Here is a 20,951-nt window from a genome sequence, read left to right as displayed (position 1 = left end):
ATTACATGAATAAAATTTGGTTTCAATTGCTGCCATACTGTGTTGAAAGAAATCACTAAAAAATCAATCCATCACTTACATAAACAAATGAAACCGCCGAATTTTCTTTTCTTTGCATGCAAAAGTAAAAGAATTGGACAAGAGAATACGCGTTGGCGCTGTAAGTTATTTAAATACAAAGCCTTTATTATTTGGAGTGAAGCAAAATGCTACATTATTACAACAAATTGATTTAATAGAAGATTATCCCGCCCATATTGCAGAAATGTTATTGAATGATACGATTGATGTGGGTTTAATTCCCGTAGCAGTATTGCCCAAAATGAAAAAATCGTACATTATTACTGATTATTGCATTGGTGCTGAGCATGAGGTAGCTTCTGTTTGTATTTTCAGCGAGCAGCCTATTGAATCAGTTACGCATATACTGTTAGACTATCAAAGCCGCACTTCGGTGAACTTAGCCAAAGTATTGCTGAAGCATTATTGGAAGAAGGAAGTCGTTTTTATAGATGGCAGTATTGATTTCAGAGAACAGATTAAAGGCAATACCGCCGGCGTAGTAATTGGCGACCGGGCATTGGAACAACGCAATATTTCTCCATATGTATACGATTTAGCAGCAGCATGGAAATCAATGACAGGTTTGCCCTTTGTTTTTGCAGCCTGGATTGCCAATAAACCTTTGAATGCAGCATTTATAGAAGCATTCAATAAAGCCAATGGTTATGGGGTTTTGCATATTCATGAAGTGTTAGAAGGAATGGATTATCCGGTGTATGATTTACACAAGTATTATACCGCAAACATTAGTTATTTGCTTACTAATGAGAAGAGAAAAGGATTAGCGCAATTTTTATCTTTACTTCACACAATATAAGCATTGCATCAATGGCAGCCATCACCATTATAACCATTTGTTACAATAACTTAACGGCTTTGCAAAAAACCTGTGCGGCTGTTGATGTGCAGACCTGTAAACCGGTTGCACATTGGATTATTAATGGTTCCACTACACCGGATATACAAGACTGGTTATTACAAACAACGCAGCCCGCTTACCGAAAATGGATCAATGAACCCGATAAAGGCATTGCCGATGCATTCAATAAAGGCATTAGCCGGGTGCACAATGGTTTTATTCATTTGCTGAATTCAGGTGATGTGTATGCCCATGAAAATGTATTAATGGAGGTAAACCGTTTTTTGGATGCGCATCCCGAAATACAATGGATGAGTGGCAAAATAACTTTAAAACGTGCACAACAATGGGTAACCGTTGGTAATCCTTTTGATGCGAGCCAGTTATACAAAGGCATGCGTAGTATATCGCATCCCACCTGGTTGGTAAAAAAAGAAGTGTATGAACGATACGGTCTGTATGATATCAACTACAAAATTGGTATGGATTATGATATGCTTTGCCGTATAAAAAGCGAACCCTATGCATTTTATGATGGGGTTATTACTTTGTTTGATGATACGGGTATTAGTTCCACCCAATATTTAGCATCACTCAATGAAAACACAGTTATTTATGAAAAATACTTTGGCTATTCAGTGTGCTGCCGATTGTGGCAGTTTCGTTTGAAAGTATTGTATTTGTTACTGCAAACTCCATTTGGGCGATGGCTATTTCAATTAAAGAAGCATTTGGGAATGGAAAATAAGTAAAGTTACTATGCATTTTTAATTGCAATTCTACCGGTATCATCCATACGGTTGAGTAAAATTTGAATTTTATTTTCTTGTATATATTCATCTACTGCCTGTCTTGAACCTTTCCAGAAACCGTAGTCATCTATAATTAATACGCCAAGATGAATGAGTTTAGGATACAAATGAATCATTTCATGTTTTGTGGAAACATACCAATCAGTATCTAAACGTAAAAGCGCAATTTGTTGCGGTATGATTGCAGGAACTGTTTGCAAAATATCACCTTCAATAAAATGTATATTTTCAGATGGATATTGAATGCTGGCAATATTATTTTTTACTTCTTCTAAAGTAGAATATGCCCAAACAACACTTTCGGTTTTGTTAGCAGCTTCTTGCTTTAATTGGGTGGCAGCATCTCGGTTCAATGAGTCCAGATCTTCTTTAGTGGGTGCAGTCATACCTGTAAAAGTATCATACAAATATAATTGCCGGTTAGTAATTCCCAATTGTACTAATGTTTCAGCTATCGCCATCATGCTGCCTCCTTTCCATACGCCACATTCTACAAAATCGCCGGGTATATTATTATGTATTATATATTTTACAGCTTCAATTAATCCATATAAGCGTTCATTGCTGGTCATTGTATAGGGTCTTACTTTAGCAACGATGTTTTGATGAAATGATTCAAAATCTAAGGGATAAGCCTGCTTTTGTTCTTCAATACCAAAAAATACTTTTAAAGCTTTGATGGGTTTTATTTTCATTTTTTTAAATTAAAAATATATTATTTATATTTGGTTGGTTTCGAAAATAAATTAAGTTGCTATAAATATTTTTTTATAGTTGTAATCATTTTTAATACCGTAACACTGGCATACGGAATGTTTACCACATATTCGTATTTCAATAAATCATTTTCATTTCCTTTCGCCACTGCGTCATCAATTATATCCGGATAAACGGCAATAATATTATTGGCAATTTCTTTTGGATAAGGTGCAAACCGGCCATATTGTGAACCGTTAAAAATTCCAAATACCGTGCAATTTACTAAAGCCGCTAAATGAATGGAGCCGGTATCTACTGACAATAAACATTTGGCTTGTTTCAATACCAGCAATAAATCGGGCAGAGTGGTTTTATTGGTTAAATTTTTTACCGGATGTTGGTATTCTTCTATAAATGCTTTGCAATAAGGTTGGTCTGCCCCTGAGCCGCAAACAACGGCCACCCATTTGTATTTTTCGTATAGATAATTACTTACTTCAACAAAATTTTCAGTAGGCCATATACGCTGTGCGCTTCTGGAACCGGGAAAAACTACAAAATAGTCATGAAATAGTTTTGACGGAATATCAGAGTGAATGTTTTCAATAGAAAATTCAGGTTTGTTGATGAGGCTTTTTGTTGCTGTTACAAATTCCGTAAATGCTTTGTTTCTGTAAAATTCAAAAACAGGCTTGTCCATTTCCGGCATTAATTGTTTATACAATTTAAAATCGTAAATATTTTCATACCCTGCATAATTTTCTTTATTGCGGAACATGCCAATGGTTACACGGGCTTTTGAAGCTTTTACAATACTGTCATCAATTCTTTTTGAACGGGAATAAATAGGATTAATAACGATATCATATCGTTCCAAATAAATATTGCGTAAAAATTGAAAACGATAATACATATTGGTTTTAAATGCATGCTTATGCAGCCATACCGATTTCGAAAAAAATTTTTTTCCCTGTAAATTAAAAAGCGTTCTAAACGAAGTATTGCCCACAAATTCAACGGTATAGCCTTTTAGTAAGTGACACTGTGTTAATTCAGGTATAAACGATTGCCATAATATAAAATCGCCAATTTCATCAGTACGTATAATCAATGCTTTGGGGGTATCTGACTTTTTTCTCCTGCCTGCCAATGCAAGTAGTAAAATCAAATCATATATCAATCCTTTTAAAAAATTAAGCATCTTAAAAAATATATTTTATATCATGATGATTTTTTTTGAAACCATTTTTCATATAACTGCATGGCATCCGGTGTTAAATTCATAATAAAGATACCAACTAAGAAAATAATAGAAAACAATGCGGAACGAAGTATAATTCCTGTCCAGCCATTAATGGGATGAAACAGTAAATAACTTACCATAAATGCAGCAACACCCAATACTATGGCCAAAATGGTTTTGCTGTTAAAAGGTTGCATGTTGAATTTTCTTCGTAAAAATTCAAACCGTATAAAATTGTAAATAGTGTAAGAAGCTAACTCGCCCACAGCCGAGCCAATAATGCCGTAATGTTTAATTAAAAACCAGGTTAAAGGTAAACGTAAGGTTAATAAAATCACCCCACTGTTAAAATCAAACTTCCAGTAAGTTGATGTATTAATAACTACATTATTTACACCTGTGCCGGCATCTACAATTCTGGCCATACCCAAAATAAACAAAACACCCAGGCCTGATTTGTATTTATCCTGCACATGCAACACCTCCATGCCCTGTGCCACATTCAGCCAAATGTTACCAAATATAAAAAGGGCTAACAGCAATAAATTGATACAGGAACGAACGTAAATTCGGTTAATTTCCTTAAAATTTTTATCCTTCCAGGCTTTGGCTAAATAACCGGTGGCTATGGCCTGAATGCTGCGTTGCGGTACCTGCACCAAATTGGCTGCATATTGCGATAACCCAAAAATACCCACCGATACCAGATCTTGAAAATGCGCAATAAAAACACTATCAATGGTTGCGGCAATGGAGCTAATGAGGGTACCTCCAAAAATAAATGCCTGCATGCCCATCATTTTTTTCCAAAATTTTTTGGTTACCCGGCTCATTTGCAAGGGCAAATACAATTGTTTTATTTTTCGCAAATACAACACCAACACCACAAAAATAAACGCATATAAAAAAGTAAATAACCAAATAAAAGTTTCGAAACGGATAATTTTAAAATAAAACAGCAAAATGAACACAGTGGTAACCATGCGCATGACCGTTTCTTTCAAAAAATTAGCAATAATGGTTTGATGAATGGCCCAGCAATAGGCTTCTAATACAGAAAACAATAACATGCCCAAAGCAAATGGAAACATTAAATAATAAAAATCTACAATTAAAGGCGATTTTTGCTGATAGGCATGTACAATAACCGGCTGAAAATAAAAACCCACAATTAATAAAATAAAAAATCCGGCTAATGCAGTTCCCATTGCCCAGGTAACAATATCAATTTTTTGTGCTGGAAGATTGTCTTTGTAATAAGGATAAAATTTATAGATAACCGGAATGATACCTAAGCTGGAAAAAATGTACATGTTTTGCCCAAAATCAAAAAAAATACGGGTTAATCCAAACTGCTCGGGGGTAAATGAACCATTAGTTACATAAAAATAGGTATTCAGTGCACCTACTAAAAAACCTATGTACACTAAAAGGCTCGAAATAATGGTTTGATGCCGGATACTACCCATAATTGTGGTTGCCGATTGATGAATGCAACATAATGCGTCAAATTTATGTATTCAAAATACAAAGAAGGCGAAATAGACAGAATATATTTATGCAAAACAGTTTATCTTGCCGCAGTTACTTTATTGGTATGAACTATGGTTTCAAATGATTTTAACCCCACATTTCGGCATCCTTTGTATTGCATTAGAAAGGGATTGTACAACAAAATAAAGGTGTACAGTAAGGAACTGACCGGAAAATTATTAGATTTTGGATGTGGGGCAAAACCCTACGAGTCGTTATTTAACCATGTTGAAACCTATACCGGGGTAGATTATAATAGTGACGGGCATACCCATCAAAACGAATCAATTGATTTTTTTTATGATGGGAAAACACTACCATTTGAAACACACCAGTTTAACAGTTTATTCAGTTCAGAAGTGTTTGAGCATGTTTTTAATTTAGAAACTATTTTGCCGGAACTTAATCGGGTATTAAAGCCCGGTGGTAAAATGCTAATAACCTGTCCGTTTGCATGGGAAGAACATGAAATTCCGGTAGATTATGCCCGATATACCCAATTTGCGCTTCGGGCATTATTAGAAAAAAACGGATTCAAAATAATCATCATCGATAAAAACGGCCACGCTTTATCTACCATTCACCAAATGCTGATGGTGTATTTACACGACGATTGGTTAAATAGAGTTTATGTAGTTTCCCGATTTAAATTGTTTAAAAAAATAGTACGACAAATACTGGTACCTTTTTTAAATCTATTATTTATTTGCACGGAGCCCATTTGGCCAAAAAACCAACGGTTATATTTAAACACCATTGTTTTGGCTGAAAAAATAGGCGATAGCCTGTAAATATTATATGTAAATGATGCTGACTAAAACAAAAATAGCTTATACGGTTTGTTCGGCCAACCATTTGGCATATGCTAAAACTATGGCCGATAGTTTGTTATCGGTTGCTCCCGAATACACTGTAATTATTGGTTTGGTGGATAGAATAAATGGTCGTTTTTCTGTTGCTGAATTTTTACCTCATGAAGTAATGGAAGTGGAACAAATTGCTGTTCCAGAATTTGATAACATGAGCCGGCAGTACACTTTAATTGAATTGAATTGTGCCATGAAACCATTTCTGGCGCAGTATATATTTGCTTCAAAAAAACCGGATATTTTATTATACATAGATGCGGATATTTTTTTCTATCATTCTATATCAATCATTGAAGAAGTTTTAGAACAGTTGCCCATTATTATTACGCCCCATTTTTTTACGCCTATTAACGATGAGGCATTGCCGATGGAACGGGATGTATTAAGATCAGGAATTTATAATGCCGGTTTTATTGCCTTAAAAAATAATGCTATTACCCATTCATTTTTACAATGGTGGGCCGAACGGCTGAAAAATCAATGTTATTATAATTTTGCAGAAGGCATGGCGGTGGATCAAAACTGGTTAAACTTAGTACCGTTGTTTTTTGATAAAGTGGCTGTTTTGCAGCATAAAGGTTACAATGTGGCCTATTGGAATTTACATGAAAGAAAGCTTTCTATTCGAAACAATACAGTATGGGTTAATGATACAGAACCACTTATTTTTTTGCATATCAGTGGTTATAAGTTTGAAACACCCGAAATTTTATCGAAACATCAAACCCGTTTTCAATTGGGCAACTTACCCGTTCTTAAAAATTTGTTAGCTGATTATCGCCAATTGGTTTATCAAAATGGCTATTCACAATTCATTCAAATGCCTTGTTATTTTGCTAAACCCGTTAAAAAATCAACGGGCATAATGGCATTCGTTAATAAAATATTACTACCATTGCGCATTAAAATTACGAACGCTTAAAGTTTGTGTATTTGCAGCACCATTACCACATTGTAATCAATTTCGCAATTGCTGCTGAATAATAATTTGGTTTGAATATTGGGAATGCGTTTTAATTGTTGCAGCATATTTTTTTACTTTATCGCCACCAAAACCAATATCACAACCTTTCCCAACACAATAAGGCAATACCCAATTACGCACTTTAGCTGTTTCAGAAGGGTATTGAAATTGTATGCCGAACCATCTGGATAAGGTACCTTTAATTTTACGGTTAACGAAGGTTTGAAAATTCATTAGTATTTATTTAATTAATAATCCTTTTAATGCATCTATTCTGAATTGGATAACGGGCCATGCCTTTGCGGGATTACCCTGCAGCGTATATTGAATGGCTAAAATAAAGGCTGCGCCTAACTTAAAACAATATTCTATCAGTTTTTTAACATAAGCCCAACGGCTAATAGCCAAAACCCTTCTTCTTTCACCACGGCCAATTCCACTGGCCACTCTATACATGTATTTTTTTGTTAATTTATTTACTTCTACCACATGATGCACAATAATGCCGGGATGATAATAAATTTTTTTTCCAAGCGCCTGCAGCCGATAAAAAAAATCTTTACCTTCTCCACCAATACGCATAGTACCCACAACACCGGGCAGGTTTTTATTGAACCCACCAATGGCTTTAAAATCGGCGGTTCTAATAATCATATTTGATTCTAATGGATATTTTCCCTGCTGAAAAACGCAAATGTTATTGCTATAATCAAAATTTCCTACCAATGAAGCCACATAATAACTCATCCATTTGGGTTCAGCAGGAATATACTTGGGAATGATTCTTCCCCCTAGGCCACCAGCATCAGAATGTATTTCAAAAAAATCAACAATTTTTTCCAGATAATCCGGATCAGCAATGGCGTCATCATCCATAAAACAAAGTAAACTACCCTTTGCTAAATTGGCACCTGTATTGCGTGCAAATGAAGCCCCCTGTTGCGTTTCATTTAAAAAATAAAAAGCATATTGCGAATGGTCAGCAATAAATTTTTTACAAATCTGCTCAGTATTATCGGTTGAATTGTTATTCACCACAATTACTTCAAACCAATTTTTATTGAAAGTTTGTTGCACCAGACTTTCTAATGCTGCAGCAATGTATGCAGCACGGTTATAGGTACAAATTACTACAGATATTTTAATGATAGGTTCCATGTAAGTTTTCTAAAACAGTATGTGCCTGTTGTGCAATATTACCCCAATAAAATTCATTATAAAAAGAATTGGGGGTATTATCTGTTGAATGGTTGTATTGTAAAACCCTGTTCGCAAACGCAACCGGATCATGATCGAGTACCAAAATCAATTTTGTTTGCGCAAAGTTTTGCGGAATACCTTTGGCACCGCTATGTGTAGTAATAACAGTGGTATTTTGAGCCAGGGCTTCTACCAATTTGGTTTTAATACCCGTTGCCATTGATCCGGGTAGAATCAATGCATCTACACCGGCATTGATGGCTGTTATATTTTCCACAAATCCTAAGTAGCGGATTTCGGGGTATAGCATAAATTTTTGCAACCATGCATCGGGCAGCATTTTACCGCAAATGAAAATACAAAAATTAAATTTATTTTTTCTTAATATCGGTATAATGGTATCCGTAATTTCTATTAAAACTTCAACATTTGGTGCATAGTTTAATGTTCCGTTGAAAAGCAATAAACAGGTAGATGCAGGAAGATTCAATTGTTGTAGTAATTGGTTTCTTGCTGCCTTTTTTTCTGTGTCAGTTGGCGGTGTCTGCACATCAGTGCCATAACGAATGAGCGTTATTTTGTATGGATGTAAATTCCAGTTTTGTACGGCATAAGCTGCATCTTCTTCGCATTTAAAAAAATTATGGTTACACAATTGATGCACCCATTTTTCGTATCGGGCATATATTTTCCAATATTTACGATGTTGTATTTTAAACCTTTCTGCTTCAATATTGTGTGAATGAATAATGAAAGGCTTATGTGTTAATAAATGCAACAAATAGCCATACCAGCCCCAATAAGAATGTTCTATAATAATTACATCAATATTCTCCCTGCGAATCAACTTTACAACAAAAAACAGTTTTAAAATATTCAGCAAACCTTTGCCTTGCGGAAACAGGTTATTGTATTTTTTAGGAAAAGGAATATCGGATAATTGATTGTTTTTTGATGCTGCAATAACAACATTATCTAATTGAGAAAGGTATTCATAAAACTGCGCAATACCTTTCTGGCCACCCATTTGGGCGGGAAATACTTTATAAGAAATAAGCGCTAAAACGTTCATGCTTAGGCAGCATCATTTTGTTTGCCCTGTTTGAAGGAACCTACAATGGCACCTATTAATAACAGCCACACCAATGCAGATGCCCCAATGGCAATTTTAATATTGTTGTAATAAGAAGCAGGTTTAAACTCAAACACAATATCATGTTTCCCGGCAGGAATGGAGAGACCTCTTAATACATAATTGGTTTGTATAATTGGTGTTTCTTTCCCATCAATATAAGCTTTCCATCCACGGTTATAATATATTTCACTAAACACTGCAAATCCATTAGTGTTACTGTTAGAAGTATAATGAAGGATATCATTATCATTTTTTACTAAGTGAATAGTTGCAGTAGAATCGGCTGTGCCGGTATAGGTTACCAGTGATTGATCTGCAAGCTCTACAATGGCTGTATCTTTTGGCGTAAAATGATCTAAAGCTTTCATTACAGCTGCAGGCCCGTTTACAAATTGTACCGTTTTTATAAACCAGCAGGGCCCCAGTGCATTGGGATTAAGTTGCACTTCCGGTTTATTGGTTGCAGGATTGTTAACGATAATATACTTTGTATTGAGCATATTCAATACCTGCATATTCATGGGTTGTTTCCTTAATTGAAAGTTGAGTAGGTCTTCAACAATACTAAGTTTAGCAGGATGATAACCTCCAACAGAATGAAAATGATAGGAGGTAAGTGCATCATTAAAAACATCCTGCGTTAAATTTAAAACCCTGTAATAAGAAGTATCCTTCATAATTTGCAGATCGGCAGCAGTGGACTTAAAATAGGTGTCATCAATGGTGTCTTCATCCTGAAAATTTTTATCACTGAAATAACGCCTGTCAATACTAATATTATCTGCTGCAATTAACACCACAAAGGCAGCAATAGCATAGGTTGCTTTCAATTTATTTTTTAAGTAGAAGAATATACTTGCTGCCGCCAGTATTACAAAAATGATGGAACGTATTAAATCGGTTGCAAATAAACTTCTTCTGTCGGCTATTAGTGCATTGTAAATACTATTTGATTCAATAGCATTGCCTTGGGTTAATTGGTTGAAATAGGTTTTTAAATTGGCGTCTGCCGGTGCAGCATAATCAAAACTAAAATACAATAGAATGGCTAATACAAAAAAAGCACCGGTAATAATCAGTGTTTTCTTTAAAGCCAAAATGGCCAATAATTTATCTTTTGTATCAAAAAACAATTGTTGCAATACCATTACAGCTACCAGTGGAAAAGTGAACTGAGGAATCACCAGCGTCATGGTTGGCACTCTGAATTTATTGTAGAGTGGAAGATGGTTGAATAAAAATTCATTGAAGAACATTAAGTTTTTTCCCCAGCTCATCAGCAAGGCAACTATCGTTAATGCCAGAATCCACCACTTATGTGGTGTTTTTAAATATACCATTCCAAAAATAAATAGTAAACAAAGTACTGCACCCAAATACACGGGGCCACTGGTAAAAGGCTGACTGCCCCAATAAGAGGGCATACTTTCGGCAAATTGTGCAGCCTGGTCATCTGGCACGCCTTTTTGTTGTAAAATTTTTGCAATGTGTGAATCGCCGTTTAACTCACCATTAGATGCACCGCCATATACATCGGGTATTAAAAGGGTAAAACTTTCGGCACGACCATAGCTCCAGTTAAATGCATAATCAATGGGTAATCCGGAATTTTTTCTGGTAGTATTGGCATGGTTGGTGGTATCTAAATTCAGGGTGCCATTGCGCATGGTAGCTTTAGAATAATCGTTGGTGGTGGCCAAACTTACCAAATTGCAGGTTGCACCAATAGCTCCGGCTATCAATGTTAAAACCAGCGCTTTTACAAGATGTTGATAATCTTTTGCTTTGAGCCATTGAATGATAAATCCAATGGTCATAAATCCGGCAATAATGATAAAATAATAGGCTATTTGTAAATGATTTTGTGCAATCAGTAAAGCACTGAACAAAGCTGTAAGCGCAGTACCCCACCAATATTTTTTTTGATAAATTAGCCATATTGCACCCATTAATGCGGGTACATAACCTAATGCCAGCATTTGTGTATCATGCCCTGCGGCAACAATAATGGCTGAAAAAGAGGCATAAGCATAACCAATACTTCCGCCAATGCCTATCCACGGATTGATGCGTAGCACCTGACTCAGGAAATAAAACGAAATGCACAATAAAAAGAAAAAACCAATGGGTTTGGGTAAAAACAACATAAAAAGCGGATGTGCATATACTACAGAAACCGGATTGGCTGCTGTGAGAATAATTTGATAAGCCGGCATTCCTCCAAAAAGGTTGTTATTCCACAAAGGGTATTTGCCGTGGGTATCTTTATATTGAATTAAATCCTGTGCCATGCCTCTCCAGTGAATTACATCGCTTTGCTGCAATACTTTTCCTTCTAAAGTGGGTTTGGCAAACAGAACCGCAATAATTACAAAAATTACAATTGCTATTACATGAGGCAATAGCTGTTTCCAATGAACATTTTTCATGTGTTTCTATTTTTTTTGGTACCTGCAACTGCCTGAATTATTTTTCAGTAAATAAGCCTTTCCGCTCATTGCTATTGCATTTATGCTATTTACTTGCTGCCATTTTAAACTTTCCATCATTCTTATTTCAACTAAAAATAGATGGATGGAAAGTTAGTGCGGCATCAACTATTTTTATGAAAAGCAAATTAATGCTATTTTGAACGAAATTTTAATATGCAGAATATTTTATTCTTAAACAGGGTTGCCCTAATGGGTAATCTTGCATTTATCATAGCAATTGTAATGCGTTTTTGGGGTGATATTTTTCAAAATGAAACAATCAGTAGTTATGTCATTACTGCAGGATTTGCTGTAATTGTTCTTAACTCAGTTCTTTTCATTCTATTTCTATATAAAAAGAGTAGGTTTTATTTTCAACCGGTTCCGGCATGGTTGATGATTACCAATTTGGTTTTCTACTTAACAGAACTGTGGTTCTATTTTACTTTTGTACTTTAAGCACACTTACTTTTGAGTATTTGCTATCAATTGCTGATTCAATAACATTTCTACCACCACTTTATCAATGGGTAAGTGTACCGATTCTATAGTTAATTCGGAGAGCGGCAACCAACGTAACATTTCATACTGCCCATTTACATCTGCAATTTGTTGGGGTGTGAACTGAAATGGAGTTGCTGCAGTTTTTAAGTTGCATATTTCAGAGATGGGTGCAGTTACTTTATAATAAATAGACATAATTTGATCAACCGTATTGAATGCAGAAATTTGAAAAAAATCGGTGGTATAAAAATGATCCTGAACTACAATGTGCAAACCGGTTTCTTCCAAAAATTCACGTTGTAAACAATCTCTTGTTCCTTCACCTAATTCTAATCCACCGCCCGGAAATTTGGTAAAATAATTGCCCCTTATATATTCATCACTTACCAATATGCGTTGGTGCCGGTCAATCAACAAACCGTACACCCGAATGGTAAATTTTTGTGGTTTGGGTAGTGTTTGATAAGCAATGGGCTGATGCATCATATTCATTTAAAATTGCAAAGGTATTTCCCCTTTAAATACAAAAGTTGCCGGTCCGCAAAGCCATATATTGGTAAATGTTTCGCCCAATTTATCAAATTCAACAGCTAATTTTCCGCCCAAAGTATTTACTTCAATTCTGTTAAACCCGGCTTCATTGTGAGCAAATACCAATGCGGCAGCAGTAACACCGGTTCCACAACTCAGGGTTTCATTTTCAACCCCTCTTTCATAAGTTCTAACGGTAATGGTATCTGCATCGGTTACTTCTACAAAATTTACATTGATACCTTCTTTTTCAAAATCTTTACTGAATCGAATGGCTCTGCCTTCTTTAAATACTTCATAATTGGCAATATCCGTTACTGTTTTAATATAATGCGGTGAGCCGGTATTTACCAAAAAATCGCCATAATAGCGTTCTATGGTATCTACATTTTTCATCAACAAATCTACCCATCCGTTTTTTTCGAAATGAGCTTCATGTGGGCCATCAATGGCTTTAAAATGATATTTTTCTTTTTTTAGGCCAATATCATACGCAAATTGTACTAAGCAACGGCCGCCATTTCCACACATGGTACTTTGTTTGCCATCAGAATTATAGTACACCATTTCAAAGTCAAAATCTTTGCTATGGCTTAACAGCATTAAGCCATCAGCTCCAATTCCAAATTTTCGGTTACATAAAAAATTAATTTGCTCTGTCGTTAATTGAATGGCACCATTTCTATTGTCAAGAATAATAAAATCGTTTCCGGTTCCCTGATACTTATAAAATGTTAACTGCATAATTTAAAGAGTGCTGATAATTGCTAATGCTTTTTTGATTAAATTTTCTACGGCCATTGCGCTATTTTTACTAAATTCTTTACGGATTCGGTTGGCTACAATAACATTTACGGATAAACAATGGTGACCTAATAATTTACCCAATCCATAAATTGCGCTGGTTTCCATTTCAAAATTACTGATTCGGTGCTGTCCGCAGCTAAAACTGCTAAAATTATCTACCAAACCGGGATTGGATAAACCCAAACGCAGTACACGACCCTGTGGGCCGTAAAAACCGGGGCATGTAACCGTAATGCCATGATGAAAGCCCTTTACAAAATGTTTCATGATGCTGATACTGCCTGTAGCCAGATAGGGCTGAATATTTCCGGATAACTGGGTATGTTCTATAAAATGTTTTAAAATTTGTTGTTCCTCTTCATTGTTTACCTGACGATAATAATGCAACAAATTGTCTAAACCCAGCCCATGTGTGCCCACTACAAAACTATCTACCGGAATATCGGCCTGTAAAGCTCCGGAAGTACCTAAACGAATTATTTTCAACGTACTTAATTCGGGTTTAATGGTTCTGGTTTCAAAATCAATGTTTTTTAATGCATCTAATTCATTCAGTACAATATCAATATTATCGGGTCCAATGCCGGTAGAAAGTACCGTTAATCTTTTTTTCCCGATAAAGCCGGTATGGGCAATAAATTCTCTGTGTTGCCTTTTTATTTCAATTGAATCGAAATGCCTGCTTACTTTTTCAACACGGTCCGGATCGCCTACAGTAATAACGGTATCTGCCAGTTCTTCCGGTCTTAGGTCAATGTGATAAACAGCGCCTCTGCTGTTGATAATTAATTCAGATGGTGCAATACTATTCATGTATTTTTTTTGAAGTTGCAAAATTAGAATTTTGTATTTAGTTACGATGCTTTATTTTCGCAGCCCGAATGGTCCTGTGGCCGAGTGGCTAGGCAGAGCTCTGCAAAAGCTCGTACAGCGGTTCGAATCCGCTCGGGACCTCTCATCAAACAAAGGATTACAACAGTAATCCTTTCTTGTCTTTATGAAGTATGCACAAACTATTGGAATTATTGCGGCCATATTGATGGTAGCTGTGTGTTTTATGCCCTGGATTTACATTCCATCCTTACAACTAACCATTAGTGGTGTACATGGAACAGTGAATGAACAATTTACTTTTGGAAAGCAAATTCTGGCACAGAGTTTTTTTTCTGTATTGCTGATTGCATTTTTTGCATTGCCAAAAGTTTGGGCAAAACGAACCAATTTATTTGTAGGCTTTATTAATATGGCATGGGCCATTAAAAACTTTACCTTGTTTTCATTATGCCGAGAAGGCGAATGCCCGGAAGTAAAACCCGGCCTGTATATTACAGTGGGCTTAGCTGTAATTGTATTGCTGATGACTTTATTACCCAGATTAAAACTGCCTGCCGGATCAAAATAAATAACTCATCAACTATCAATTAATTTAGCAATGCCGAAGGCTGCGGCTGCAGCGGCGGCTCCAATCAGCATCACACGAAGACCTCCTTTCCACGGGTTAATGCCGGTTATTTTACTTTTGAAATAACCGAAAATGTAAAGACAAATTAAAGTAACAACAACAGAAATTTTTAAACCATTGAGCGCATCGGTAACGAAGAAATAGGGGCTAAGGGGCACCAGGCCGCCCACTACATATGATAATCCGATATTAAAAGCACTTTTCCCTGCTCTTTTGGGGTCTGGTTCTTCTAAACCAAGTTCATGCTTCATCATAAAATTAACCCATTTGTTTTTATCTTTTACAATTTCTTGCATAGCTTGCTCTTGCAACTGCTCACTTAAACCCCAATTTCTAAAAACCTCCCGCACTTCTTCTTTTTCTACTTCTGCTTTGTTTTCAATTTCCCAAAATTCTTTTTTCTGTTCACTGTTATAATGATCCTGCTCAGTTTTGCCTGCTAAATAGCCCCCCAGTCCCATAGCAATGGAGCCGGCTGCAATTTCTGCAATACCGGCAATCCATATTAAAGTTACCTGATTGCCAACCGCACCACTTAAACCGGCAGCCAAAGCAAATGGAACGGTTAGTCCATCGCTCATGCCAATTACAATATCCGTTAATAAATCTGAGCTTTGTAAATGCTCTTCTTTGTGGTGAAGGTGGTTTTGTATCATTACTGTAAAATTACTTATAAACAAATATTTTAATGAAATGATTGTAATGTTTTACTGATAATTTCAACCGCTTCCACAATTTGGGGTGCTGTAATGATGAGCGGTGGTGCAAAGCGAATTTTATCGCCATGTGTTGGTTTGGCCAATAAACCATTTTCTTTTAAAGCTAAGCAAATATCCCAGGCTGCATCCGGATTAGGGTGTTGTATTACGATGGCATTTAATAAGCCTTTGCCCCGAATGGTTTGTACAAACGGATTTTTGAGTTTAGCCAGTTCTTCCCGAAAAATAACCCCCATTTTTTCTGCATTTTCTACCATGCCTTCGTCTTTTATTACCTGTAGTGAGGTAATAGCTACGGCACAGGCCAAAGGATTACCACCATAAGTGCTGCCATGTTCGCCGGGCTGTATGTTTAGCATGATTGCATCATCACATAATACAGCACTAACGGGCATGGTGCCGCCACTTAAAGCTTTTCCTAAAATCAAAATATCCGGTCTTGCATTTTCATGATCACAGGCCAGCATTTTCCCGGTTCTGGCTAAACCGGTCTGAATTTCATCGGCTATGAATAATACATTATATTCTGTACACAATGCGCGAACCCCCTTTAAATAACCCTCATCCGGTACAACCACACCTGCTTCGCCCTGAATGGGTTCTACCATAAAAGCAGCTACATTTTTATCCTGAAAAGCTTTTTCTAAAGCAGCTAAATTATTGTAAGGTACCAATTCAAATCCGGGCATATAAGGCCCAAATCCTTTATAACTGGATGGATCGGTAGAAGAGGAGATGGCTGCCAATGTTCTGCCCCAGAAATTACCTTCGGCAAAAATTATTTTCGCATTGTTTTCAGGTATTCCTTTTTTGGCATAACCCCACCTGCGAGCCAATTTTACCGCTGTTTCGCCACCTTCAACACCGGTATTCATGGGTAAAACCTTATCGTACCCAAAATATTCAGTGATGTATTTTTCATATTCACCCAAAACATTGTTGTAAAAAGCTCTGGAAGTAAGGGTAAGTTTTTGTGCCTGTTGCAATAAACTGTTAATAATTTTAGGATGACAGTGCCCTTGATTGACTGCCGAATAGCCACTTAAAAAGTCGAAATAACGTTTTTGGTCAACATCGTATACAAATACACCTTCGCCTTTTTCTAAAACTACCGGTAAGGGATGATAGTTGTGTGCACCGTATTTTTCTTCTAAAGAAAGATAGTAAGCACTTTTATGGGATAATTGTTGCGTTAACATAAAATTCTTTTTAAAATTTGAGGAAATCACATAAACCTGTTACATGGTAAAAAATACCAGAACAATAGCTTATAATAAATAACAATAAGATTTGAGAATAATTAGATAGAAGATTACCCCAAGGGATGATCTAAAAAATCGAGGTTATATTGCAGAAAGTGTTTCATGATTTATTGCTTGCAAGTTACGAATAATTGGTACAGCTCAAAAAAATTTAGTAAATTTCTCTGCAATATTTGTTTTGGTTCTTTGCAAAATTTTTACTGAAAGCGGATAGATTGAATGAAATGAGTAGTAATGTGTATAATTTAGCTTGATTATTACGGCAAAATCTATATTTCCACGGCATGTGTATATTTTCTCTAAAAAAGATGTGATTAATATGGATATTTCATTTGTGTTCCTTACCTTTGCCGTCCCGAAAAAAAATAGCATCATGGCAAGAGTATGTCAGGTTACAGGAAAAAAACCATTAACAGGTAACAGCGTTTCACATTCTAACATTAAAACAAAACGCCGTTTTCTGCCGAATTTACAAACAAAACGTTTCTTTTTTGCAGAAGAAGACCGTTGGGTTACTTTAAAAGTATCTTCAGATGCCATTCGTACCATTAATAAAAATGGTTTGGCCTCTGTTATTAAACAATTGAGAGCTGACGGAGTAAAAATTTAATTAAACCAGTAAATTACCCATTACAATGGCAAAGAAAGGTAATAGAGTACAAGTAATATTAGAGTGTACCGAGCATAAAACATCAGGAATGCCCGGCACCAGTCGTTACATCTCTGTAAAAAACAAAAAAAATACTCCTGAAAGACTGGAGCTGAAAAAGTACAACCCTATTTTGAAAAAAGTAACTGTTCATAAAGAAATCAAATAACCATGGCAAAAGCAGCAAAAACAGCGATTAAGACTAAAGACCAAAAAGCCGCCGCTGAAGCAAAGAACTGGACAAAAGTGATTAAACCCATCCGCAGCCCTAAAACCGGCGCTTATACATTTAAAGAAGCCATTGTGCACAAGGATAAGGTGAAAGATTTTTTGGCCAAATAGTTTGATTGCTATAATATAATTTCTTGTAAAGCTTTCCTTTTAGGAAGGCTTTTTTGTTGTGCTGCCAGAAAACAATCAATACTTTTTTATAAAATACCATTGTACAATATGTTATTGATTTCTTTTAATGCAATTGCACAAAAAATGATTTTTAATCTTACTTTGTGCCTTTAAACATTTTTTGATATTTATTCTATTAACCATGGGATTTTTTGATAAATTATTTGGCAAGAAGGAAAAAGAAAGCTTAGATCAGGGATTGCAAAAAACCAAAGAAGGGTTTTTGTCAAAAATTTCTAAAGCAATAGCAGGAAAAAGTACCATTGATGCATCTGTTTTAGACAATTTAGAAGAGGCATTAATTAATGCCGATGTTGGTATTGATACTACACTTCAAATTATTGAACGAATTGAAGAAAGGGTTAAAAAAGAGAAATATGTGGGTACATCTGAATTGAATCATTTGTTAAAGGATGAAATTCAAAATGTATTACAGGATGCTGATGAAACGTATAAAAATTTTGAAATTCCTGCCGATAAAAAGCCTTATGTAATTTTGGTAGTTGGGGTGAATGGGGTTGGTAAAACAACCACTATCGGAAAATTAGCATACAATTATACCAAAGCAGGTTATTCTGTTTTATTAGGGGCAGCAGATACATTCAGGGCAGCTGCTGTTGATCAGCTTACCATTTGGAGCGAAAGAGTAGGTGTTCCCATTGTAAAACAAGCCATGGGCAGCGATCCCGGTGCGGTAGCATTTGATGCGGTACAAAGTGCAGTGGCAAAAGGGGTTGATATTGTGATGATTGATACAGCGGGAAGGTTGCATAATAAAACTCATTTAATGGATGAACTTTCAAAAATTAAGCGGGTTATTCAAAAAGTAATACCAAATGCTCCACATGAGGTAATGTTGGTTTTAGATGGCTCAACAGGACAAAATGCAGTAGAGCAAGCCAAACAATTCATCGTTGCAACTGAAGTGAGTGCAATCACCATTACTAAGTTAGATGGCACTGCAAAAGGTGGAGTAGTATTGGCCATTGCCAATCAATTTAAAATACCGGTAAAATTTATTGGTGTGGGTGAGCAGATAAATGATTTATTGGTATTTGATAAAAAAGAATTTGTAGATAGCCTTTTTACTTTGCAGGATGCATAGCCAATAGCATTCAGTAAACTTAAACTATAAAAAAAGTTTGAGGTTAAAACTAACCCCAAACTTTTTGATTAAATGAATAAATTTAAGTTAAAAGGCATAACGAATACCGAGTCCGCCCCAGCCTCCTTCAAAATAAGAATACCCAACCAAATTAAATGAAGGCTGCCAGTCGAAACTAACATTGATGGGAGCACCTTTAATTTTATAATCCAAACCCAAAACGCCATCAATACCAATGGCTACTGAATTATCACGGTATGGATAGTCTCTTTTCCAGTTATCATTATATGAACCAATATGTGCGCCGGGACCAACATACCATTTTAAACCCGGTGCGCCATTAATATCACCATGTATTTCATACAAACCGGTTAATCTAAAACCATACTGCCAAAAATAACCCAATCCCTCAATAGCATTATTGCCATTTACGAAATGTTTTACAGAAACAGCACCCGGATAAATTTTTAAACCTACTGCTGTTTGATAAGAACTGCTTAAATTTTGGGCTTCTGTTTTAGCAATACCCAGTGTTAAAATAATCAGGCTCAGGATGAATATTTTTTTCATAAATAATATTTTAGCAAAATTATAAAAAAATCGTGCCAAAATTTTGTGCATAAAACTTTGATTCTTACAAGTTTATTTGAATTTTTTCCTGTTAGTTTGCGGTATGCATACATTTGAACAACTTACTGAACAATTTGGTAAATATTTTTCAGTGCATCATTTTCCAAAAACGCCTGAAACATTATATGAGCCCTGCCACTATTTTTTACAAATTGGCGGCAAAAGAATCAGGCCGGTTTTTTGCTTAATGGGTAACGAACTTTTTGGCGAAATTCATGAAGATGCATACCGTGTTGCTACGGCTATTGAACTGTTTCACAATTTTACTTTAGTGCATGATGATATTATGGATGAAGCAGATTTACGCAGAGGAATGGCCACTGTACATGCTAAATATGGTAATAACACGGCTTTGCTGGCAGGTGATGTAATGGTAATTAAAGCCTATCAATATTTAGAGCATATTCAAAATGATTTTCTGAAACACATTTTGTATATTTTTAATAAAACAGCAGTTGAAGTTTGCGAGGGGCAACAATTAGATATGGATTATGCGCATGCAGCACACATTGAATTAACCGATTATTTAAAAATGATTGAATTAAAAACCTCTGTTTTGCTGGCGGCAAGTTTAGAAATGGGGGCCATTATTGGTGGTGCAAGCGAAGGCAGTTGTAAACATTTATATGCTTTTGGAAAAAATTTAGGTATCGCCTTTCAAATTCAGGATGACTATCTGGATGCTTTCGGGAATCCTGAAAAATTTGGCAAAGCGGTAGGTGGTGATATTAAACAAAATAAAAAAACTTTTTTATTGTTACATGCATTAGAAGTAGCATCACCTGCACAAAAAACAGCATTGATGCAACACATGCTGGGTAATGAACCTGATAAAGTTGAAAAAGTTTTAGCCATATTTAAAGATTGCAATGTGCACGAATGGGCCAATGCTTTAAAAGAACAATACTTCAATATAGCACTGCATCATTTAGAAGAAGTTGCTGTGCAAAGTGTGCGCAAAAAACATTTAAAAGAGGTTGCGGCTTTCCTCATACAAAGAGATTACTAATTTAATACTTATCTTACCTTTTT

Annotated in this window: 23 protein-coding genes and 1 tRNA gene; 11 read left to right on the top strand and 13 right to left on the bottom strand. The window is 35.7% G+C overall.

Annotation, left to right across the window (positions count from 1 at the left end):
- Positions 1–133: 133 nt before the first annotated feature.
- Positions 134–880: a menaquinone biosynthetic enzyme MqnA/MqnD family protein gene (locus EO766_RS00830; RefSeq protein WP_074420045.1), complete on the top strand. Its 747-nt coding sequence runs from the start codon at positions 134–136 to the stop codon at positions 878–880.
- 11 nt (positions 881–891) lie between these two features.
- The gene (locus EO766_RS00825; RefSeq protein WP_074420034.1) at positions 892–1,674 is read left to right on the top strand and encodes a glycosyltransferase; all 783 of its coding nucleotides are present in this window, start codon (positions 892–894) and stop codon (positions 1,672–1,674) included.
- Between the two features lie 5 nt (positions 1,675–1,679).
- On the opposite strand, the gene EO766_RS00820 is transcribed toward EO766_RS00825, so the two are convergent.
- Genes EO766_RS00820 through EO766_RS00810 form a run of 3 tightly spaced genes read right to left on the bottom strand, consistent with a single transcriptional unit; the run spans position 1,680 to position 5,145 of the window.
- Positions 1,680–2,429: a TylF/MycF/NovP-related O-methyltransferase gene (locus EO766_RS00820; RefSeq protein WP_074420033.1), complete on the bottom strand. Its 750-nt coding sequence runs from the start codon at positions 2,427–2,429 to the stop codon at positions 1,680–1,682.
- Between the two features lie 59 nt (positions 2,430–2,488).
- On the bottom strand, positions 2,489–3,634 hold the full coding sequence (locus tag EO766_RS00815) for a glycosyltransferase family 9 protein (RefSeq protein WP_074420032.1): 1,146 nt from the start codon (positions 3,632–3,634) through the stop codon (positions 2,489–2,491).
- Positions 3,635–3,654: 20 nt separating this feature from the next.
- Complete coding sequence (locus EO766_RS00810; RefSeq protein ID WP_074420031.1) at positions 3,655–5,145, bottom strand: lipopolysaccharide biosynthesis protein; 1,491 nt, start codon at positions 5,143–5,145, stop codon at positions 3,655–3,657.
- Between the two features lie 135 nt (positions 5,146–5,280).
- Here EO766_RS00810 and EO766_RS00805 point away from each other — a divergent pair, with 135 nt between their 5' ends.
- Together EO766_RS00805 and EO766_RS00800 are read left to right on the top strand one after the other, a co-directional pair.
- Positions 5,281–6,000, top strand: coding sequence for a class I SAM-dependent methyltransferase (locus EO766_RS00805; protein ID WP_074420030.1), 720 nt, complete (start codon positions 5,281–5,283; stop codon positions 5,998–6,000).
- A gap of 13 nt (positions 6,001–6,013) precedes the next feature.
- On the top strand, positions 6,014–7,000 hold the full coding sequence (locus tag EO766_RS00800; protein ID WP_074420029.1) for a glycosyltransferase family protein: 987 nt from the start codon (positions 6,014–6,016) through the stop codon (positions 6,998–7,000).
- Positions 7,001–7,036: 36 nt separating this feature from the next.
- Here the strand turns inward: EO766_RS00800 and EO766_RS00795 are convergent, their stop codons facing one another.
- From EO766_RS00795 to EO766_RS00765, 7 genes are all read right to left on the bottom strand, one after another.
- Positions 7,037–7,276, bottom strand: coding sequence for a hypothetical protein (locus EO766_RS00795; protein ID WP_074417719.1), 240 nt, complete (start codon positions 7,274–7,276; stop codon positions 7,037–7,039).
- 6 nt (positions 7,277–7,282) lie between these two features.
- Positions 7,283–8,200: a glycosyltransferase family 2 protein gene (locus EO766_RS00790; RefSeq protein WP_081300452.1), complete on the bottom strand. Its 918-nt coding sequence runs from the start codon at positions 8,198–8,200 to the stop codon at positions 7,283–7,285.
- Positions 8,184–9,314, bottom strand: a complete 1,131-nt coding sequence (locus tag EO766_RS00785) for a glycosyltransferase family 4 protein (protein WP_074417718.1) — start codon at positions 9,312–9,314, stop codon at positions 8,184–8,186. The genes EO766_RS00790 and EO766_RS00785 overlap by 17 nt, the downstream gene beginning before the upstream one ends.
- A 2-nt stretch (positions 9,315–9,316) precedes the next feature.
- Complete coding sequence (locus tag EO766_RS00780; RefSeq protein WP_074420027.1) at positions 9,317–11,806, bottom strand: YfhO family protein; 2,490 nt, start codon at positions 11,804–11,806, stop codon at positions 9,317–9,319.
- Between the two features lie 507 nt (positions 11,807–12,313).
- Positions 12,314–12,838: an NUDIX domain-containing protein gene (locus tag EO766_RS00775; RefSeq protein ID WP_287100607.1), complete on the bottom strand. Its 525-nt coding sequence runs from the start codon at positions 12,836–12,838 to the stop codon at positions 12,314–12,316.
- 6 nt (positions 12,839–12,844) lie between these two features.
- Positions 12,845–13,627, bottom strand: a complete 783-nt coding sequence (gene dapF, locus EO766_RS00770; protein WP_074417715.1) for a diaminopimelate epimerase — start codon at positions 13,625–13,627, stop codon at positions 12,845–12,847.
- 3 nt (positions 13,628–13,630) lie between these two features.
- A complete protein-coding gene (locus EO766_RS00765) occupies positions 13,631–14,503 on the bottom strand; it encodes a nucleoside phosphorylase (RefSeq protein ID WP_074417714.1) in 873 nt (290 codons plus the stop codon).
- 70 nt (positions 14,504–14,573) lie between these two features.
- Here EO766_RS00765 and EO766_RS00760 point away from each other — a divergent pair.
- Together EO766_RS00760 and EO766_RS00755 are read left to right on the top strand one after the other, a co-directional pair.
- A tRNA-Cys gene (locus EO766_RS00760) sits at positions 14,574–14,644 on the top strand.
- A 43-nt stretch (positions 14,645–14,687) separates the two neighbouring features.
- Positions 14,688–15,092 carry a hypothetical protein gene (locus EO766_RS00755; RefSeq protein WP_074417713.1) on the top strand — a complete coding sequence of 135 codons (405 nt, stop codon included), beginning with the start codon at positions 14,688–14,690 and terminating at the stop codon, positions 15,090–15,092.
- Positions 15,093–15,100: 8 nt separating this feature from the next.
- On the opposite strand, the gene EO766_RS00750 is transcribed toward EO766_RS00755, so the two are convergent.
- A complete protein-coding gene (locus tag EO766_RS00750) occupies positions 15,101–15,808 on the bottom strand; it encodes a VIT1/CCC1 transporter family protein (protein ID WP_074419183.1) in 708 nt (235 codons plus the stop codon).
- A gap of 29 nt (positions 15,809–15,837) precedes the next feature.
- A complete protein-coding gene (rocD, locus tag EO766_RS00745; protein ID WP_074419182.1) occupies positions 15,838–17,070 on the bottom strand; it encodes an ornithine--oxo-acid transaminase in 1,233 nt (410 codons plus the stop codon).
- 436 nt (positions 17,071–17,506) lie between these two features.
- On the opposite strand from rocD, the gene rpmB reads away from it, so the two are divergent.
- The 4 genes from rpmB (at position 17,507) to ftsY (ending at position 19,289) form a co-directional block, all read left to right on the top strand.
- Complete coding sequence (rpmB, locus tag EO766_RS00740) at positions 17,507–17,743, top strand: 50S ribosomal protein L28 (protein ID WP_068248283.1); 237 nt, start codon at positions 17,507–17,509, stop codon at positions 17,741–17,743.
- Positions 17,744–17,768: 25 nt separating this feature from the next.
- A complete protein-coding gene (gene rpmG, locus EO766_RS00735) occupies positions 17,769–17,951 on the top strand; it encodes a 50S ribosomal protein L33 (protein ID WP_068248002.1) in 183 nt (60 codons plus the stop codon).
- A 2-nt stretch (positions 17,952–17,953) separates the two neighbouring features.
- Positions 17,954–18,124, top strand: coding sequence for a DUF4295 family protein (locus EO766_RS00730; protein WP_074417709.1), 171 nt, complete (start codon positions 17,954–17,956; stop codon positions 18,122–18,124).
- Between the two features lie 202 nt (positions 18,125–18,326).
- A complete protein-coding gene (ftsY, locus tag EO766_RS00725; RefSeq protein WP_074419180.1) occupies positions 18,327–19,289 on the top strand; it encodes a signal recognition particle-docking protein FtsY in 963 nt (320 codons plus the stop codon).
- Between the two features lie 87 nt (positions 19,290–19,376).
- Here the strand turns inward: ftsY and EO766_RS00720 are convergent, their stop codons facing one another.
- Positions 19,377–19,859, bottom strand: coding sequence for a hypothetical protein (locus EO766_RS00720; protein WP_074419179.1), 483 nt, complete (start codon positions 19,857–19,859; stop codon positions 19,377–19,379).
- Between the two features lie 103 nt (positions 19,860–19,962).
- Here EO766_RS00720 and EO766_RS00715 point away from each other — a divergent pair, with 103 nt between their 5' ends.
- On the top strand, positions 19,963–20,928 hold the full coding sequence (locus EO766_RS00715) for a polyprenyl synthetase family protein (RefSeq protein ID WP_074419178.1): 966 nt from the start codon (positions 19,963–19,965) through the stop codon (positions 20,926–20,928).
- Positions 20,929–20,951: the final 23 nt, after the last annotated feature.

Origin of the sequence: Hydrotalea sp. AMD, assembly GCF_004100315.1 — a bacterium.
In the GTDB taxonomy this organism is placed as follows: domain Bacteria; phylum Bacteroidota; class Bacteroidia; order Chitinophagales; family Chitinophagaceae; genus Hydrotalea; species Hydrotalea flava.
The sequence above is the reverse complement of the archived record's forward strand: the minus strand, read 5'-3'. Positions and strand labels throughout refer to the sequence as shown.

Bases quoted from the DNA above. Each gene is read 5' to 3' on its own strand.
- rpmG (WP_068248002.1), top strand. From the start codon at position 17,769: ATGGCAAAGAAAGGTAATAGAGTACAAGTAATATTAGAGTGTACCGAG.
- EO766_RS00790 (WP_081300452.1), bottom strand. From the start codon at position 8,200: ATGGAACCTATCATTAAAATATCTGTAGTAATTTGTACCTATAACCGT.
- EO766_RS00820 (WP_074420033.1), bottom strand. From the start codon at position 2,429: ATGAAAATAAAACCCATCAAAGCTTTAAAAGTATTTTTTGGTATTGAA.
- EO766_RS00800 (WP_074420029.1), top strand. From the start codon at position 6,014: ATGATGCTGACTAAAACAAAAATAGCTTATACGGTTTGTTCGGCCAAC.
- EO766_RS00795 (WP_074417719.1), bottom strand. From the start codon at position 7,276: ATGAATTTTCAAACCTTCGTTAACCGTAAAATTAAAGGTACCTTATCC.
- EO766_RS00775 (WP_287100607.1), bottom strand. From the start codon at position 12,838: ATGATGCATCAGCCCATTGCTTATCAAACACTACCCAAACCACAAAAA.
- EO766_RS00825 (WP_074420034.1), top strand. From the start codon at position 892: ATGGCAGCCATCACCATTATAACCATTTGTTACAATAACTTAACGGCT.
- EO766_RS00765 (WP_074417714.1), bottom strand. From the start codon at position 14,503: ATGAATAGTATTGCACCATCTGAATTAATTATCAACAGCAGAGGCGCT.
- rpmB (WP_068248283.1), top strand. From the start codon at position 17,507: ATGGCAAGAGTATGTCAGGTTACAGGAAAAAAACCATTAACAGGTAAC.
- EO766_RS00750 (WP_074419183.1), bottom strand. From the start codon at position 15,808: ATGATACAAAACCACCTTCACCACAAAGAAGAGCATTTACAAAGCTCA.
- ftsY (WP_074419180.1), top strand. From the start codon at position 18,327: ATGGGATTTTTTGATAAATTATTTGGCAAGAAGGAAAAAGAAAGCTTA.
- dapF (WP_074417715.1), bottom strand. From the start codon at position 13,627: ATGCAGTTAACATTTTATAAGTATCAGGGAACCGGAAACGATTTTATT.
- rocD (WP_074419182.1), bottom strand. From the start codon at position 17,070: ATGTTAACGCAACAATTATCCCATAAAAGTGCTTACTATCTTTCTTTA.
- EO766_RS00805 (WP_074420030.1), top strand. From the start codon at position 5,281: ATGGTTTCAAATGATTTTAACCCCACATTTCGGCATCCTTTGTATTGC.
- EO766_RS00780 (WP_074420027.1), bottom strand. From the start codon at position 11,806: ATGAAAAATGTTCATTGGAAACAGCTATTGCCTCATGTAATAGCAATT.
- EO766_RS00810 (WP_074420031.1), bottom strand. From the start codon at position 5,145: ATGGGTAGTATCCGGCATCAAACCATTATTTCGAGCCTTTTAGTGTAC.
- EO766_RS00720 (WP_074419179.1), bottom strand. From the start codon at position 19,859: ATGAAAAAAATATTCATCCTGAGCCTGATTATTTTAACACTGGGTATT.
- EO766_RS00715 (WP_074419178.1), top strand. From the start codon at position 19,963: ATGCATACATTTGAACAACTTACTGAACAATTTGGTAAATATTTTTCA.
- EO766_RS00785 (WP_074417718.1), bottom strand. From the start codon at position 9,314: ATGAACGTTTTAGCGCTTATTTCTTATAAAGTATTTCCCGCCCAAATG.
- EO766_RS00815 (WP_074420032.1), bottom strand. From the start codon at position 3,634: ATGCTTAATTTTTTAAAAGGATTGATATATGATTTGATTTTACTACTT.
- EO766_RS00755 (WP_074417713.1), top strand. From the start codon at position 14,688: ATGAAGTATGCACAAACTATTGGAATTATTGCGGCCATATTGATGGTA.
- EO766_RS00730 (WP_074417709.1), top strand. From the start codon at position 17,954: ATGGCAAAAGCAGCAAAAACAGCGATTAAGACTAAAGACCAAAAAGCC.